Source organism: Providencia sp. PROV200, from assembly GCF_049901995.1.
GTDB classification, from domain to species: domain Bacteria; phylum Pseudomonadota; class Gammaproteobacteria; order Enterobacterales; family Enterobacteriaceae; genus Providencia; species Providencia rettgeri_E.
Genome location: NZ_CP096308.1, coordinates 92,288 through 106,862, shown reverse-complemented (window position 1 = coordinate 106,862; position 14,575 = coordinate 92,288). Strand labels below are relative to the sequence as shown.

The 14,575-nt window shown below is 51.2% G+C and carries 12 protein-coding genes and 3 pseudogenes; 13 read left to right on the top strand and 2 right to left on the bottom strand.

Going from position 1 to position 14,575, the window contains the following annotated elements; genetic code table 11:
• Nucleotides 1–2 precede the first annotated feature (2 nt).
• The 8 genes and pseudogenes from M1E86_RS20295 to tnpC all read left to right on the top strand — a co-directional run bounded on the left by M1E86_RS20295 (nt 3) and on the right by tnpC (nt 8,303).
• Nucleotides 3–671 (top strand): EAL domain-containing protein, encoded by a 669-nt coding sequence (locus M1E86_RS20295; protein WP_001300294.1) that lies wholly within the window; start codon nt 3–5, stop codon nt 669–671.
• A gap of 74 nt (nt 672–745) precedes the next feature.
• Nucleotides 746–1,996, top strand: a pseudogene (locus M1E86_RS20290) (transposase); the annotation flags it as partial.
• Nucleotides 1,997–2,060: 64 nt separating this feature from the next.
• Nucleotides 2,061–2,765 (top strand): IS6-like element IS26 family transposase, encoded by a 705-nt coding sequence (locus M1E86_RS20285; RefSeq protein WP_001067855.1) that lies wholly within the window; start codon nt 2,061–2,063, stop codon nt 2,763–2,765.
• A gap of 449 nt (nt 2,766–3,214) precedes the next feature.
• A complete protein-coding gene (gene msr(E) / locus M1E86_RS20280) occupies nt 3,215–4,690 on the top strand; it encodes an ABC-F type ribosomal protection protein Msr(E) (RefSeq protein WP_000052512.1) in 1,476 nt (491 codons plus the stop codon).
• A gap of 55 nt (nt 4,691–4,745) precedes the next feature.
• Nucleotides 4,746–5,630, top strand: coding sequence for an Mph(E) family macrolide 2'-phosphotransferase (locus M1E86_RS20275; RefSeq protein ID WP_000155092.1), 885 nt, complete (start codon nt 4,746–4,748; stop codon nt 5,628–5,630).
• 308 nt (nt 5,631–5,938) lie between these two features.
• Nucleotides 5,939–6,247 (top strand): IS66 family insertion sequence element accessory protein TnpA, encoded by a 309-nt coding sequence (gene tnpA / locus M1E86_RS20270; protein ID WP_126616196.1) that lies wholly within the window; start codon nt 5,939–5,941, stop codon nt 6,245–6,247.
• A complete protein-coding gene (tnpB, locus tag M1E86_RS20265) occupies nt 6,247–6,615 on the top strand; it encodes an IS66 family insertion sequence element accessory protein TnpB (RefSeq protein ID WP_126616199.1) in 369 nt (122 codons plus the stop codon). The genes tnpA and tnpB overlap by 1 nt, the downstream gene beginning before the upstream one ends.
• A gap of 68 nt (nt 6,616–6,683) precedes the next feature.
• A complete protein-coding gene (gene tnpC / locus M1E86_RS20260) occupies nt 6,684–8,303 on the top strand; it encodes an IS66 family transposase (protein ID WP_126616202.1) in 1,620 nt (539 codons plus the stop codon).
• 40 nt (nt 8,304–8,343) lie between these two features.
• Here the strand turns inward: tnpC and M1E86_RS20255 are convergent.
• Nucleotides 8,344–8,610 (bottom strand): annotated as a pseudogene (locus M1E86_RS20255) (recombinase family protein); the annotation flags it as partial.
• 56 nt (nt 8,611–8,666) lie between these two features.
• Here M1E86_RS20255 and M1E86_RS20250 point away from each other — a divergent pair.
• The 3 genes and pseudogenes from M1E86_RS20250 to M1E86_RS20240 all read left to right on the top strand — a co-directional run bounded on the left by M1E86_RS20250 (nt 8,667) and on the right by M1E86_RS20240 (nt 10,515).
• Nucleotides 8,667–9,371, top strand: coding sequence for an IS6-like element IS26 family transposase (locus M1E86_RS20250; RefSeq protein ID WP_001067855.1), 705 nt, complete (start codon nt 8,667–8,669; stop codon nt 9,369–9,371).
• Nucleotides 9,372–9,424: 53 nt separating this feature from the next.
• Nucleotides 9,425–9,652: pseudogene (locus M1E86_RS20245) on the top strand (Mu transposase C-terminal domain-containing protein); the annotation flags it as partial.
• Between the two features lie 2 nt (nt 9,653–9,654).
• On the top strand, nt 9,655–10,515 hold the full coding sequence (locus tag M1E86_RS20240) for a TniB family NTP-binding protein (RefSeq protein ID WP_000344784.1): 861 nt from the start codon (nt 9,655–9,657) through the stop codon (nt 10,513–10,515).
• Nucleotides 10,516–10,565: 50 nt separating this feature from the next.
• On the opposite strand, the gene M1E86_RS20235 is transcribed toward M1E86_RS20240, so the two are convergent.
• Nucleotides 10,566–12,110, bottom strand: a complete 1,545-nt coding sequence (locus M1E86_RS20235; protein WP_000287615.1) for an IS3 family transposase — start codon at nt 12,108–12,110, stop codon at nt 10,566–10,568.
• A gap of 122 nt (nt 12,111–12,232) precedes the next feature.
• Between M1E86_RS20235 and istA the strand changes: the two genes are divergently transcribed.
• On the top strand, nt 12,233–13,756 hold the full coding sequence (istA, locus tag M1E86_RS20230; RefSeq protein ID WP_001324342.1) for an IS21-like element IS1326 family transposase: 1,524 nt from the start codon (nt 12,233–12,235) through the stop codon (nt 13,754–13,756).
• Entirely contained in the window at nt 13,743–14,528 is a 786-nt protein-coding gene (gene istB, locus M1E86_RS20225) for an IS21-like element IS1326 family helper ATPase IstB (RefSeq protein ID WP_000983249.1), read from the top strand. Before istA ends, istB begins: the two co-directional genes overlap by 14 nt.
• Nucleotides 14,529–14,575 lie beyond the last annotated feature (47 nt).

The window sequence follows — 14,575 nt, the reverse complement described above, 5'->3', positions numbered from 1 at the left end:
AGTTGGCGCAGGCGGCGGCGCGCGGACAGCTTGACCTGCATTACCAGCCGCTGGTCGATCTGCGCGATCACCGGATCGCTGGCGCGGAAGCGTTGATGCGCTGGCGGCATCCGAGGCTTGGCCTGTTGCCGCCCGGCCAGTTCCTGCCGCTGGCCGAGTCGTTCGGCCTGATGCCGGAAATAGGCGCGTGGGTGCTGGGCGAGGCCTGTCGCCAGATGCACAAGTGGCAAGGACCGGCATGGCAACCGTTCCGTCTTGCCATCAATGTGTCCGCCAGCCAGGTTGGGCCAACGTTCGACGACGAGGTAAAGCGGGTGCTGGCCGATATGGCCCTGCCCGCCGAGCTTCTGGAGATCGAACTGACCGAATCGGTCGCATTCGGCAATCCAGCCCTGTTCGCCAGTTTCGACGCCTTGCGCGCCATCGGCGTGCGCTTCGCCGCCGACGACTTCGGCACCGGCTATTCCTGCCTGCAACATCTGAAATGCTGCCCCATCACCACATTGAAAATCGACCAATCCTTTGTCGCCAGGCTCCCGGATGATGCCCGTGACCAAACTATCGTGCGGGCGGTGATCCAGCTCGCGCACGGGCTGGGCATGGATGTCATTTTCAGAAGACGACTGCACCAGTTGATTGGGCGTAATGGCTGTTGTGCAGCCAGCTCCTGACAGTTCAATATCAGAAGTGATCTGCACCAATCTCGACTATGCTCAATACTCGTGTGCACCAAAGCGAGGTGAGCATGGCGACGGACACCCCACGGATTCCAGAACAAGGCGTGGCCACTCTGCCTGATGAGGCTTGGGAGCGTGCGCGCCGTCGTGCGGAGATCATCAGTCCGTTGGCGCAGTCGGAGACGGTCGGGCACGAAGCGGCCGATATGGCGGCTCAGGCGCTGGGCTTGTCTCGGCGCCAGGTATACGTTCTGATCCGGCGTGCCCGGCAAGGCAGCGGCCTCGTGACGGATCTGGTGCCCGGCCAGTCCGGTGGAGGTAAAGGTAAGGGGCGCTTGCCGGAACCGGTCGAGCGCGTCATCCACGAGCTACTGCAAAAGCGGTTCCTGACCAAGCAGAAGCGCAGCCTAGCGGCCTTTCACCGCGAAGTCACTCAGGTGTGCAAGGCTCAAAAACTGCGAGTGCCGGCGCGCAATACCGTGGCCTTACGGATCGCTAGCCTTGACCCGCGCAAGGTCATCCGCCGGCGGGAAGGCCAGGATGCCGCTCGTGACCTACAAGGTGTGGGCGGCGAGCCTCCTGCCGTGACCGCGCCGCTGGAGCAGGTGCAGATAGACCATACGGTCATCGACCTGATCGTGGTCGATGACCGCGACCGGCAACCTATTGGCCGCCCGTACCTGACCCTCGCCATCGACGTGTTCACCCGCTGCGTGCTCGGCATGGTCGTCACGCTGGAAGCGCCGTCTGCCGTTTCGGTTGGCCTGTGCCTCGTGCATGTCGCCTGCGACAAGCGCCCTTGGCTGGAAGGACTGAACGTGGAAATGGATTGGCAGATGAGCGGCAAGCCCTTACTGCTCTACCTAGACAACGCGGCCGAGTTCAAGAGCGAGGCCCTGCGCCGGGGTTGCGAGCAGCATGGCATCCGGCTGGACTATCGCCCGCTGGGACAGCCGCACTATGGCGGCATCGTGGAACGGATCATCGGCACGGCGATGCAGATGATTCACGACGAACTGCCGGGAACGACCTTCTCCAACCCTGACCAGCGCGGCGACTACGATTCCGAAAACAAGGCCGCCCTGACGCTGCGCGAGCTAGAGCGCTGGCTCACATTGGCGGTCGGCACCTACCACGGTTCGGTGCACAACGGCCTGCTCCAACCGCCGGCCGCGCGCTGGGCCGAGGCCGTGGCGCGTGTCGGCGTACCGGCCGTCGTCACACGCGCTACTTCGTTCCTGGTCGATTTTCTGCCGATCCTCCGGCGCACGCTGACCCGCACCGGCTTTGTCATCGACCACATCCACTACTACGCCGATGGGCACTGTTGCAAATAGTCGGTGGTGATAAACTTATCATCCCCTTTTGCTGATGGAGCTGCACATGAACCCATTCAAAGGCCGGCATTTTCAGCGTGACATCATTCTGTGGGCCGTACGCTGGTACTGCAAATACGGCATCAGTTACCGTGAGCTGCAGGAGATGCTGGCTGAACGCGGAGTGAATGTCGATCACTCCACGATTTACCGCTGGGTTCAGCGTTATGCGCCTGAAATGGAAAAACGGCTGCGCTGGTACTGGCGTAACCCTTCCGATCTTTGCCCGTGGCACATGGATGAAACCTACGTGAAGGTCAATGGCCGCTGGGCGTATCTGTACCGGGCCGTCGACAGCCGGGGCCGCACTGTCGATTTTTATCTCTCCTCCCGTCGTAACAGCAAAGCTGCATACCGGTTTCTGGGTAAAATCCTCAACAACGTGAAGAAGTGGCAGATCCCGCGATTCATCAACACGGATAAAGCGCCCGCCTATGGTCGCGCGCTTGCTCTGCTCAAACGCGAAGGCCGGTGCCCGTCTGACGTTGAACACCGACAGATTAAGTACCGGAACAACGTGATTGAATGCGATCATGGCAAACTGAAACGGATAATCGGCGCCACGCTGGGATTTAAATCCATGAAGACGGCTTACGCCACCATCAAAGGTATTGAGGTGATGCGTGCACTACGCAAAGGCCAGGCCTCAGCATTTTATTATGGTGATCCCCTGGGCGAAATGCGCCTGGTAAGCAGAGTTTTTGAAATGTAAGGCCTTTGAATAAGACAAAAGGCTGCCTCATCGCTAACTTTGCAACAGTGCCTAAAATAAGCCTTATATCCAAGCATAAAACAAGGTTGTCTAGACTTCTTTTAACAGTAAAGTTATCATAAAACTGAATTTTATTTTTTAGGTAAGTTTATGCATTCTATCCGCATTCGTTAAGACACAACTATTTGCATAGTGACACTATTTTATAATGGTGGGCTTTTGTTGTGTCTTTAAGAATATATGCGGATATATAAAGTAAAAGTATGCTTAATTTATAAGTATGCTTTTAGTGCATAGTTTCCAGTTATAACTTAATTGACTAGCTATTTGTCCACCCTGTGGATGAATAGCTTTTTTTTTGGGAGGACACTGTGATGCTAGCTTTTGTTTTCACCTAAATCCTGTTTGCTGCATAAAAAATTTCAAGAGCTAAACAGGAGTAAATAAAAATGAGTTTAATTATTAAAGCGAGAAACATACGCTTGGATTATGCTGGGCGTGATGTTTTGGATATTGATGAATTGGAAATTCACTCTTATGACCGTATTGGTCTTGTGGGTGATAACGGAGCAGGAAAGAGTAGTTTACTCAAAGTACTTAATGGCGAAATTGTTTTAGCCGAAGCGACATTACAGCGTTTTGGTGATTTTGCACATATCAGCCAACTGGGCGGAATCGAAATAGAAACGGTCGAAGACCGGGCAATGTTATCTCGCCTTGGTGTTTCCAATGTACAAAACGACACAATGAGTGGCGGAGAGGAAACTCGTGCAAAAATTGCTGCCGCATTTTCCCAACAAGTACATGGCATTCTAGCGGATGAACCAACCAGCCACCTTGATCTCAATGGAATAGATCTACTTATTGGTCAACTTAAAGCATTTGATGGAGCATTACTTGTTATCAGTCATGACCGATATTTTCTTGATATGGTTGTAGACAAGATATGGGAGTTAAAAGACGGTAAAATTACGGAATATTGGGGTGGTTACTCGGATTACTTGCGTCAAAAAGAAGAAGAGCGACAACACCAAGCCGTAGAATATGAGCTGATGATGAAGGAACGGGAGCGATTAGAATCTGCTGTGCAAGAAAAACGCCAGCAAGCTAATCGATTAGACAATAAGAAAAAAGGAGAAAAATCCAAAAACTCTACCGAAAGTGCTGGACGACTTGGGCATGCAAAAATGACTGGCACCAAGCAAAGAAAACTGTATCAGGCAGCTAAGAGTATGGAAAAGCGTTTGGCTGCATTAGAAGATATTCAAGCACCAGAGCATTTGCGTTCTATTCGTTTTCGTCAAAGTTCAGCCCTAGAACTGCACAATAAGTTCCCGATTACGGCAGATGGTCTGAGCTTAAAATTTGGTAGCCGTACTATCTTTGATGACGCTAACTTTATAATACCGCTTGGCGCTAAAGTCGCTATAACTGGATCGAATGGAACAGGGAAAACGTCCTTGTTAAAAATGATATCAGAACGTGCTGATGGATTAACCATATCTCCAAAAGCTGAAATTGGCTACTTTACACAAACAGGATATAAATTTAACACGCATAAATCTGTGCTCTCCTTTATGCAGGAAGAGTGCGAGTACACAGTTGCGGAAATTCGTGCAGTATTGGCTTCAATGGGGATCGGAGCGAATGATATTCAAAAAAACTTATCCGACTTATCGGGAGGTGAAATCATCAAACTGCTTTTATCCAAAATGCTTTTAGGAAAATATAATATTTTGCTTATGGATGAACCAGGAAACTATCTTGACCTAAAAAGTATTGCCGCATTAGAAACAATGATGAAGTCCTATGCAGGAACTATTATCTTCGTATCTCATGACAAGCAATTGGTCGATAATATTGCTGACATTATCTACGAGATCAAAGACCACAAAATCATCAAGACTTTTGAGAGAGATTGTTAATGATAGCCAATCTAATCCGAACATTAATTATTGAACTCTTTAAAGGAAATTAAAAATGACAATTCAAGATATTCAATCACTTGCTGAAGCACACGGCTTGTTGCTTACGGACAAAATGAATTTCAATGAAATGGGCATTGATTTTAAGGTCGTTTTTGCTCTTGATACAAAGGGGCAACAATGGTTGCTGCGTATTCCTCGTCGTGATGGCATGAGGGAACAAATCAAGAAAGAAAAACGCATTTTAGAATTGGTAAAAAAACATCTTTCTGTAGAGGTTCCTGATTGGAGAATTTCATCTACAGAATTAGTGGCTTATCCCATACTTAAAGATAATCCTGTTTTAAATTTGGATGCTGAAACCTATGAAATAATTTGGAATATGGACAAAGATAGCCCGAAATACATAACATCTTTGGCAAAAACCTTATTTGAAATCCATAGTATTCCTGAAAAAGAAGTTCGGGAAAATGATTTGAAAATTATGAAACCTTCAGATTTAAGACCTGAAATAGCAAACAATTTGCAGTTAGTAAAATCTGAAATTGGTATAAGTGAGCAATTGGAAACCCGCTACAGAAAATGGTTGGATAATGATGTTCTATGGGCAGATTTCACCCAATTTATACATGGCGATTTATATGCTGGGCATGTACTAGCTTCAAAGGATGGAGCTGTTTCAGGCGTTATTGATTGGTCAACAGCCCATATAGATGACCCAGCGATTGATTTTGCTGGGCATGTAACTTTGTTTGGAGAAGAAAGCCTCAAAACTCTAATCATCGAGTATGAAAAACTAGGGGGTAAAGTTTGGAATAAACTATATGAACAGACTTTAGAAAGAGCAGCGGCCTCTCCTTTGATGTATGGTTTATTTGCCTTAGAAACTCAAAATGAAAGCCTTATCGTTGGAGCAAAAGCTCAGTTGGGAGTTATATAATTTAAAAATATGATTGCTGAGAACTGCCTTGTTTTGAAACTTGGTTGGCTTTAATTAGTTTTTAGTATTCTTTATAGAAAATGCCTCGATCAAGGGGCATTTCTAACAATCATTTAACATAAAATTTCTTATGTGAAGTAACCTGAATGCAGCGGTGCCCCATTGGGGGCGCGTTGAGATAAGCCTCTTTTAGATAACTTTAGCAACTCGATAGACAGTTGCAACGTAAGCGCCCTTAAATCAGCATCTTTTAACCCAGCCTATACAGCTTCACACTAATACCTGTCTTTTTGAAAGGGGTATTGGTGATGACTTTACAGGAACGCCAGCAGTTCTGGCAGCAACACATTGGTGCCTGGCAAGCATCTGATTCATCCGGTGCGGCTTTTTGCAAGCAGCATGATTTGAATTACGCGCAGTTTAATTATTGGCGTAAAAAGCTCCAGGTAAATGAGGTTGTTGAAAAACCTGCAGGCTTTGCTCAAGTGACACAGTTAGCTGCTTCGCACAACCGCCTTCATGATGAGCTGGGCGTTCATTTACCCAGTGGCATAAGCTTTTCAGGGGTCAATGCAGGCAATTTGGATCTCGTCTTGGCACTGCTGAGGCAGCTGTAGTGAAAGTGCGCTATTTGCGGCCAGCCAAACAGATGCCAGAAATTTATCTGTACCGTGCGCCGGTGGATTTTAGGAAACAAACCAACGGTTTAGCGTTGCTGGTGGAACAAGAGCTGGGCCACAATCCGTTCAGCGGTGCGCTGTATGCCTTCACCAATCGCCAGCGCAACAAAATCAAATGCGTGATGTGGGAAGACAACGGTTTCGTCATGTATTACAAAGCGCTGGCCGAAGAGAAATTTAAGTGGCCCAAGCCTGCTGACGAGTTGCTGGCCTTAACAGGTGAGCAAATAAACTGGCTGTTAGATGGCTATGATATTAGTCTATTTAAGGGCCATAAAAAACTACAATACGACAGTCTTGGATAGCTTGATTTTATTGGGTTTTATCTGCTTTTACGGCTGTCTTTCAGAGTCGTTTTTGCTATAATTTGGGTATGAAGAAACAGCCTAAACTCCCCATTAAAACATCTGATTTAAGCAGTCTAAGTGCTGCTGAATTACGTTTGATGGTGGCTCAATTTCAAGCGGTTGTAGAAGAACAAAATGCCAGTTTGTTAGAGCATAAAAGCGAGCTCAAAGCAGCCCATCGTCGTATCGAACTACTGGAAGAAATGAACCGCCTGCTGAAAACGCAGAAGTTCAGTGCCAGCAGCGAAAAATCCAAGTTCCAGTTAAACCTCTTTGATGAAACTGAGCTTGAGGCTCAGCTTGATGAGCTGTTCGATACCTTGCCTGAAGCGTCTGATGAAAACGCAGAGCTGACTCAAGCACGTAAAGCTCGCCAAACACGTCAGCGTGGTTTCTCTGCAAATCTAGTACGTGAGCGCATCGAGCACACGCTAACTGAGTTAGAAAAAACCGGTGCCGACACAACCTTCTTCACCAAAGTAAAAGAAGAGCTACATTACATTCCGGCACAGCTGAAAGTGTTGGAGCATTGGCAAGAAAAAGCCGTTTTCACCTCCAAAGAAAGCATGCCAGAAGAACAGATGATTGCGGCGCAGCGCCCAGTACATCCTTTTGGTAAGTGCTCGGTGACCACTTCGCTGATTGCGCACGTAATTGTAGATAAATATCTGTATGGCATGCCGTTGTATCGCCAAGAAGGCAAGTTTAAAAACTTAGGCCACTTGATTCAGCGCAATAACATGGCGCAATGGTGCATGTGCTTTGCTGATGCAGCTAAACCTCTGCTACAGTTGATGCGCGAGGTGCAAAACAGCGGCAGCTATCTGCAAGCTGATGAAACCCGTCTGCAAGTGCTGAAAGAAGACGGAGAAACAGCACAGTCAGATAAATGGATGTGGGTGATCCGCGGCGGGCCGCCTAGCCAGCTTAGCGTACTCTTTGAATACGATCCTTCGCGTGCAGGCAGTGTGGCTGTGCGCCTGCTCGATGATTTTAAGGGTGTGCTGCAAGCCGATGGTTTTTCTGGCTATAGCGCAGTCTGCAAAGCCAACTCGATTACGCGCATTGGCTGCTGGGATCATGCTCGGCGTAAGTTTGTTGAAGCCGATAAAAGCGCTGATTCTAAAGCTAAAGCCAAGCAAGGCACAGTGAGTAAAGCTGATGTAGCGCTGGGCTATATCCGTAAACTCTATCGCGTAGAAAGCAACATCGCGGACAAAACCGACGAAGAGCGTTTAAAGGCGCGCCAAGAAATCAGCGTGCCGGTACTGAATGAGTTTAAGCTGTGGCTTGAGAAAAACGCTGCAAAAATCATGAAAGGCGGCGCTCTGAGAAAAGCCATCGACTACACCTTAAATCAATGGGAATACCTGATTGGCTATTGTGAGCGCGGCGACCTGATGATCAGCAATATCATGGCCGAAAACGCCATTCGTCCCTTCGCTATTGGCCGTAAAAATTGGCTATTCGCCGACACACGCAAAGGCGCCGAAGCCAGCGCCGCATGTTACTCATTAATCGAAACCGCCAAAGCCAACAACCTGGATCCGCAAGCCTACATTAAACATATTCTTGACCATGTTGCGACTGCTGACACCCTCGAGAAACTCGAAGCGCTACTGCCCTGGAATGTGAAACTGGGTTAGGCTGAGTAATCGTTTTGCAAGGGTGCTGATTTAAGGGCGCTTACGTTGCAACTCCACAATTCACTGCTTTGGCAATTTCTTCCTTAGTCATATTGCCAACTACTAGCAATTCTTTTATTCGTTTATGTTTAGCCTCATTTGCCTTCTTGCCTGTTGGTTTGTAACCCGAACGTGCCAGGCCCTGCTTAATACGTTCTATACGTTTCTCATTGTCTAGGCGGGCCATTGTTGCCAGAAGATCAATCAACATATTGTTGATGAGTTCCAAGATTGAATGAGTAATGCTGTCACTGGTTTGAAGGCACTGTTGCAAATAGTCGGTGGTGATAAACTTATCATCCCCTTTTGCTGATGGAGCTGCACATGAACCCATTCAAAGGCCGGCATTTTCAGCGTGACATCATTCTGTGGGCCGTACGCTGGTACTGCAAATACGGCATCAGTTACCGTGAGCTGCAGGAGATGCTGGCTGAACGCGGAGTGAATGTCGATCACTCCACGATTTACCGCTGGGTTCAGCGTTATGCGCCTGAAATGGAAAAACGGCTGCGCTGGTACTGGCGTAACCCTTCCGATCTTTGCCCGTGGCACATGGATGAAACCTACGTGAAGGTCAATGGCCGCTGGGCGTATCTGTACCGGGCCGTCGACAGCCGGGGCCGCACTGTCGATTTTTATCTCTCCTCCCGTCGTAACAGCAAAGCTGCATACCGGTTTCTGGGTAAAATCCTCAACAACGTGAAGAAGTGGCAGATCCCGCGATTCATCAACACGGATAAAGCGCCCGCCTATGGTCGCGCGCTTGCTCTGCTCAAACGCGAAGGCCGGTGCCCGTCTGACGTTGAACACCGACAGATTAAGTACCGGAACAACGTGATTGAATGCGATCATGGCAAACTGAAACGGATAATCGGCGCCACGCTGGGATTTAAATCCATGAAGACGGCTTACGCCACCATCAAAGGTATTGAGGTGATGCGTGCACTACGCAAAGGCCAGGCCTCAGCATTTTATTATGGTGATCCCCTGGGCGAAATGCGCCTGGTAAGCAGAGTTTTTGAAATGTAAGGCCTTTGAATAAGACAAAAGGCTGCCTCATCACTAACTTTGCAACAGTGCCCGAACAGGTGGATGAGTCGGCGCTGTTCCGCATGATCGGCCAGATGCGTGAGATTGTGACCAGCGCGCAGAAGGCCACACGCAAGGCGCGGCGTGACGCGGATCGCCGCCAGCACCTCAAGACATCAGCTCGGCCGGACAAGCCCGTTCCGCCGGATACGGATATTGCCGACCCGCAGGCAGACAACTTGCCACCCGCCAAACCGTTCGACCAGATTGAGGAGTGGTAGCCGTGGACGAATATCCCATCATCGACCTGTCCCACCTGCTGCCGGCGGCCCAGGGCTTGGCCCGTCTTCCGGCGGACGAGCGCATCCAGCGCCTTCGCGCCGACCGCTGGATCGGCTATCCGCGCGCAGTCGAGGCGCTGAACCGGCTGGAAGCCCTTTATGCGTGGCCAAACAAGCAACGCATGCCCAACCTGCTGCTGGTTGGCCCGACCAACAATGGCAAGTCGATGATCGTCGAGAAGTTCCGCCGCACCCACCCGGCCAGCTCCGACGCCGACCAGGAGCACATCCCGGTGTTGGTCGTGCAGATGCCGTCCGAGCCGTCCGTGATCCGCTTCTACGTCGCGCTGCTCGCCGCGATGGGCGCGCCGCTGCGCCCACGCCCACGGTTGCCGGAAATGGAGCAACTGGCTCTGGCACTGCTGCGCAAGGTCGGCGTGCGCATGCTGGTGATCGACGAGCTGCACAACGTGCTGGCCGGCAACAGCGTCAACCGCCGGGAATTCCTCAACCTGCTGCGCTTCCTCGGCAACGAACTGCGCATCCCGTTGGTTGGGGTAGGCACGCGCGACGCCTACCTAGCCATCCGCTCCGATGACCAGTTGGAAAATCGCTTCGAGCCGATGATGCTGCCGGTATGGGAGGCCAACGACGATTGCTGCTCACTGCTGGCCAGCTTCGCCGCTTCGCTCCCGCTGCGCCGGCCTTCCCCAATTGCCACGCTGGACATGGCTCGCTACCTGCTCACACGCAGCGAGGGCACCATAGGGGAACTGGCGCACTTGCTGATGGCGGCGGCCATCGTCGCCGTGGAGAGCGGCGAGGAAGCGATCAACCATCGCACACTCAGCATGGCCTGTTGAGTTGCATCTAAAATTGACCCACTGGGGGTGCGGACGATTTCTTGGACGGTTTATACGGACATCAATCCGACCGCATGACGATACTCGATGGGACTACGCCCGCCAAGCGACACTTTGATGCGGCGCTCGTTGTACCAGTGGATATAGGCATCGATTCGCGTCATGAGGTCTTTCAGCGTCACGTGCTGCCAATTCCTCGGGTAGATTAGTTCGGTCTTCAATCGTCCGAAAAAGCCCTCGCATGCAGCATTGTCTGGCGAGCAGCCCTTTTTGGACATCGACCGCGTTAATTGGGCATTTTCAGTGCGGCGGATCCACGCAGGCCAGCGATAATGCGAGCCCCTGTCCGAATGGATAACCGGATGCTCACCGGGTCGCAGTGTCCGTACCGCGTGATCCAGCATGGTATTGACCAGGTTCGCATCCGGGCTGGTGCCGATATTCCAGGCCACCACCAGCCCATCGAAGCAATCGACGATCGGCGAGACGTAGACCTTCCCTGCCGGAATGTGTATTTCCGTCAGATCGGTCAACCATTTCGTATTCGGCGCCGACGCGTGAAAGTCGCGATTCAGCAGATTCGGGACCGCTGGTGTCGGGTCGCCAGCATACGCCGAGAAGCGCCGGCGGCGCGGTGTTCTCACGACCAGACGCTCTTGCGCCATCAAGCGACGCACGACCTTCTCGGACACACGCATGCCACCAAGGCGCAAGGCACTATCAATGCGTCGATAGCCATAGCAGCGGTAGTTGTCCTCGAAGATAGTCCGAATGACCTCACGCACCTGCGTGTACTTGTCGGGCCGCGTCTGCCGCAGGCGTTGATAGAAGTATGTGCTGCGCGCCAGCTTCAGGCCGCACAACAGATTGGCTAATGGAAACGTGACTCTGAGGGCATCAACCACCTTCGTTTTTTCTCGGCTTGTCAGTTCGAGGGGGTTGATGCCCATGTCTTTTTTTATCAATTCACTCGCCTTCTCCAGAATTGCATTCTCCATGCGAAGCCGCTGGTTCTGGCTCTCCAGTTCGGCCAGTTCCCTGAGTAGTGCCTCATGCCGCTGCTCGAGCGAGGTGTCACCTTTCTTCTTTGTCATGGGTTTTAGGGGCACTTTGCCAAGTAATCGATGCTGCCAGTTATACAACGTTGGTCGCGATACACCGACAGTGTCGGCCACATCCTTTGCCGAACCTACGCGCAGGTTCAGTGCAATGACGGCTTGCTGCTTCTCGAGGCGAGAGCGGGCGACTGTGGGAGCGCTGCTGCCGACGACCGTCCTAGCGAATTCAGGGCGTAAATCACGGATCCAGGCACGCAAGGCCTCGCGGCTTGGGTAGCCCAGGCTTCGGATTGTGTGACTCAGGCAGTAGCCTTGTTCGATATAGTGATCTACTGCCCGTTGCTTTTGCTCATCGGTGTACTGCCGTTTTATCCGTTGATAGCCTCGGCGAAGATCCTGATTCCGTTCGAATTCTGCCAACCAGGCCTTCAGCGAGTTCTTGGTGGGGTATCCCAGCTGCCGTAGTGTGGCGCTCATCCGGCGCCCAAGCTTCAGGTACAACCTCACGGCTCGAAGGCGATCTTCATACGAATACATGAACTACTCCTAAAGTAGTCCAAGATTTTGTCCGCACCCCAACTTAGGGTAAAGATTTGCGTCGAAATTTGACCCACGTATGACACTGTTTCCCGTCTGGATATGGCGGGAGAAATCAAGGAGTGATAAACGTGGCGATATTGAGCGCAATTCGACGCTGGCATTTTCGCGATGGTGCGTCGATTCGGGAAATAGCCCGACGAAGCGGCCTGTCCAGGAACACCGTTCGCAAGTATTTGCAAAGCAAGGTGGTTGAACCGCAGTACCCAGCGCGAGACAGCGTTGGCAAGTTAAGTCCTTTTGAGCCCAAGTTAAGGCAGTGGCTCTCCACCGAGCACAAAAAGACAAAGAAGCTGCGCAGAAACCTGCGCAGCATGTACCGGGATTTGGTCGCTTTGGGCTTTACCGGGTCTTATGACCGAGTGTGTGCCTTTGCCCGACAGTGGAAAGATTCCGAACAGTTCAAGGCGCAAACCTCGGGCAAGGGTTGTTTCATCCCCTTGCGCTTTGCTTGTGGCGAAGCCTTCCAATTCGATTGGAGTGAGGACTTTGCCCGCATAGCGGGCAAACAGGTCAAACTTCAGATTGCCCAGTTTAAGTTGGCCCACAGCCGGGCCTTTGTGCTTCGGGCTTACTACCAGCAAAAACATGAAATGCTGTTTGATGCCCACTGGCATGCCTTTCAAATCTTCGGTGGCATTCCCAAGCGCGGCATCTACGACAACATGAAGACCGCTGTGGATTCGGTGGGGCGTGGCAAAGAGCGCAGGGTCAATCAGCGGTTCACTGCCATGGTCAGCCACTACCTGTTTGATGCGCAGTTCTGTAATCCAGCATCGGGTTGGGAGAAAGGCCAGATTGAGAAGAACGTGCAGGATTCCCGCCAACGCCTGTGGCAAGGGGCACCAGACTTTCAAAGCCTTGCTGATTTGAATGTGTGGCTTGAGCATCGCTGCAAAGCGCTGTGGTCTGAGCTGCGCCACCCCGAATTGGACCAAACCGTGCAAGAGGCCTTTGCCGATGAACAAGGCGAGTTGATGGCGCTACCCAATGCCTTTGATGCATTCGTGGAGCAAACCAAGCGAGTCACTTCAACCTGCCTTGTTCACCACGAGGGCAATCGCTACAGCGTTCCTGCCAGTTACGCCAACAGGGCCATCAGCCTTCGGATTTATGCAGACAAGCTGGTGATGGCTGCCGAAGGCCAACACATTGCCGAGCATCCAAGATTGTTTGGCAGTGGCCACGCTCGGCGTGGCCACACACAATACGACTGGCACCATTACTTGTCTGTGCTTCAGAAGAAACCTGGGGCGTTGCGCAATGGTGCGCCATTTGCTGAATTGCCACCCGCGTTCAAGAAGCTTCAATCCATCTTGCTGCAACGCCCCGGCGGTGACCGTGACATGGTGGAAATTCTGGCCCTTGTATTGCACCACGATGAAGGTGCGGTACTCAGTGCTGTGGAATTGGCATTGGAGTGTGGCAAGCCATCGAAGGAGCATGTGCTTAATCTGTTGGGACGTTTGACCGAAGAACCTCCACCCAAACCGATTCCAATTCCCAAGGGGTTAAGGCTGACATTGGAACCACAGGCCAACGTGAACCGCTATGACAGTTTAAGGAGAGCCCATGATGCAGCATGAAGGCCATGTGAGAATCCTCAAATCCTTGAAACTCTTTGGCATGGCACACGCCATTGAGGAGTTGGGCAATCAGAATTCACCAGCATTTAATCAAGCCTTGCCCATGCTGGACAGCTTGATTAAAGCTGAAGTGGCAGAGCGTGAAGTACGTTCGGTGAACTATCAATTGCGGGTGGCCAAGTTCCCCGTGTATCGGGACTTGGTGGGCTTTGACTTCAGTCAAAGCCTGGTTAATGAGGCCACGGTCAAACAATTGCACCGGTGCGACTTCATGGAACAAGCCCAGAACGTGGTGCTGATTGGTGGGCCAGGCACAGGCAAGACTCACCTGGCCACAGCCATTGGTACACAAGCAGTGATGCACTTGAACCGACGGGTGCGTTTCTTCTCCACCGTGGATTTGGTCAATGCACTGGAGCAAGAGAAATCATCTGGGCGTCAGGGACAAATCGCAAACCGTCTGTTGTATGCCGATTTGGTGATTCTGGATGAGCTGGGATATTTGCCTTTTAGCCAAACCGGTGGGGCACTGCTGTTTCACCTGCTCTCAAAGCTGTACGAAAAAACCAGCGTGATACTGACCACCAACTTGAGCTTCTCGGAATGGAGCCGAGTGTTTGGCGATGAAAAGATGACAACAGCGTTGTTGGACCGACTAACCCACCACTGCCACATCCTGGAAACCGGCAATGAAAGTTACCGCTTCAAACACAGTTCAACTCAGAATAAGCAGGAGGAAAAACAGACCCGCAAACTGAAAATCGAGACATAATTCTGACAACAAGGGGTGGGTCAAAATTCAATGCAAATCCCGGGTCA

Excerpts from the sequence above, each read along its gene's own strand:
- M1E86_RS20250 (WP_001067855.1), top strand. The coding sequence starts at position 8,667 with ATGAACCCATTCAAAGGCCGGCATTTTCAGCGTGACATCATTCTGTGG.
- tnpA (WP_126616196.1), top strand. The coding sequence starts at position 5,939 with ATGACTTTACAGGAACGCCAGCAGTTCTGGCAGCAACACATTGGTGCC.
- tnpC (WP_126616202.1), top strand. The coding sequence starts at position 6,684 with ATGAAGAAACAGCCTAAACTCCCCATTAAAACATCTGATTTAAGCAGT.
- M1E86_RS20285 (WP_001067855.1), top strand. The coding sequence starts at position 2,061 with ATGAACCCATTCAAAGGCCGGCATTTTCAGCGTGACATCATTCTGTGG.
- M1E86_RS20275 (WP_000155092.1), top strand. The coding sequence starts at position 4,746 with ATGACAATTCAAGATATTCAATCACTTGCTGAAGCACACGGCTTGTTG.
- istB (WP_000983249.1), top strand. The coding sequence starts at position 13,743 with ATGATGCAGCATGAAGGCCATGTGAGAATCCTCAAATCCTTGAAACTC.
- M1E86_RS20235 (WP_000287615.1), bottom strand. The coding sequence starts at position 12,110 with ATGTATTCGTATGAAGATCGCCTTCGAGCCGTGAGGTTGTACCTGAAG.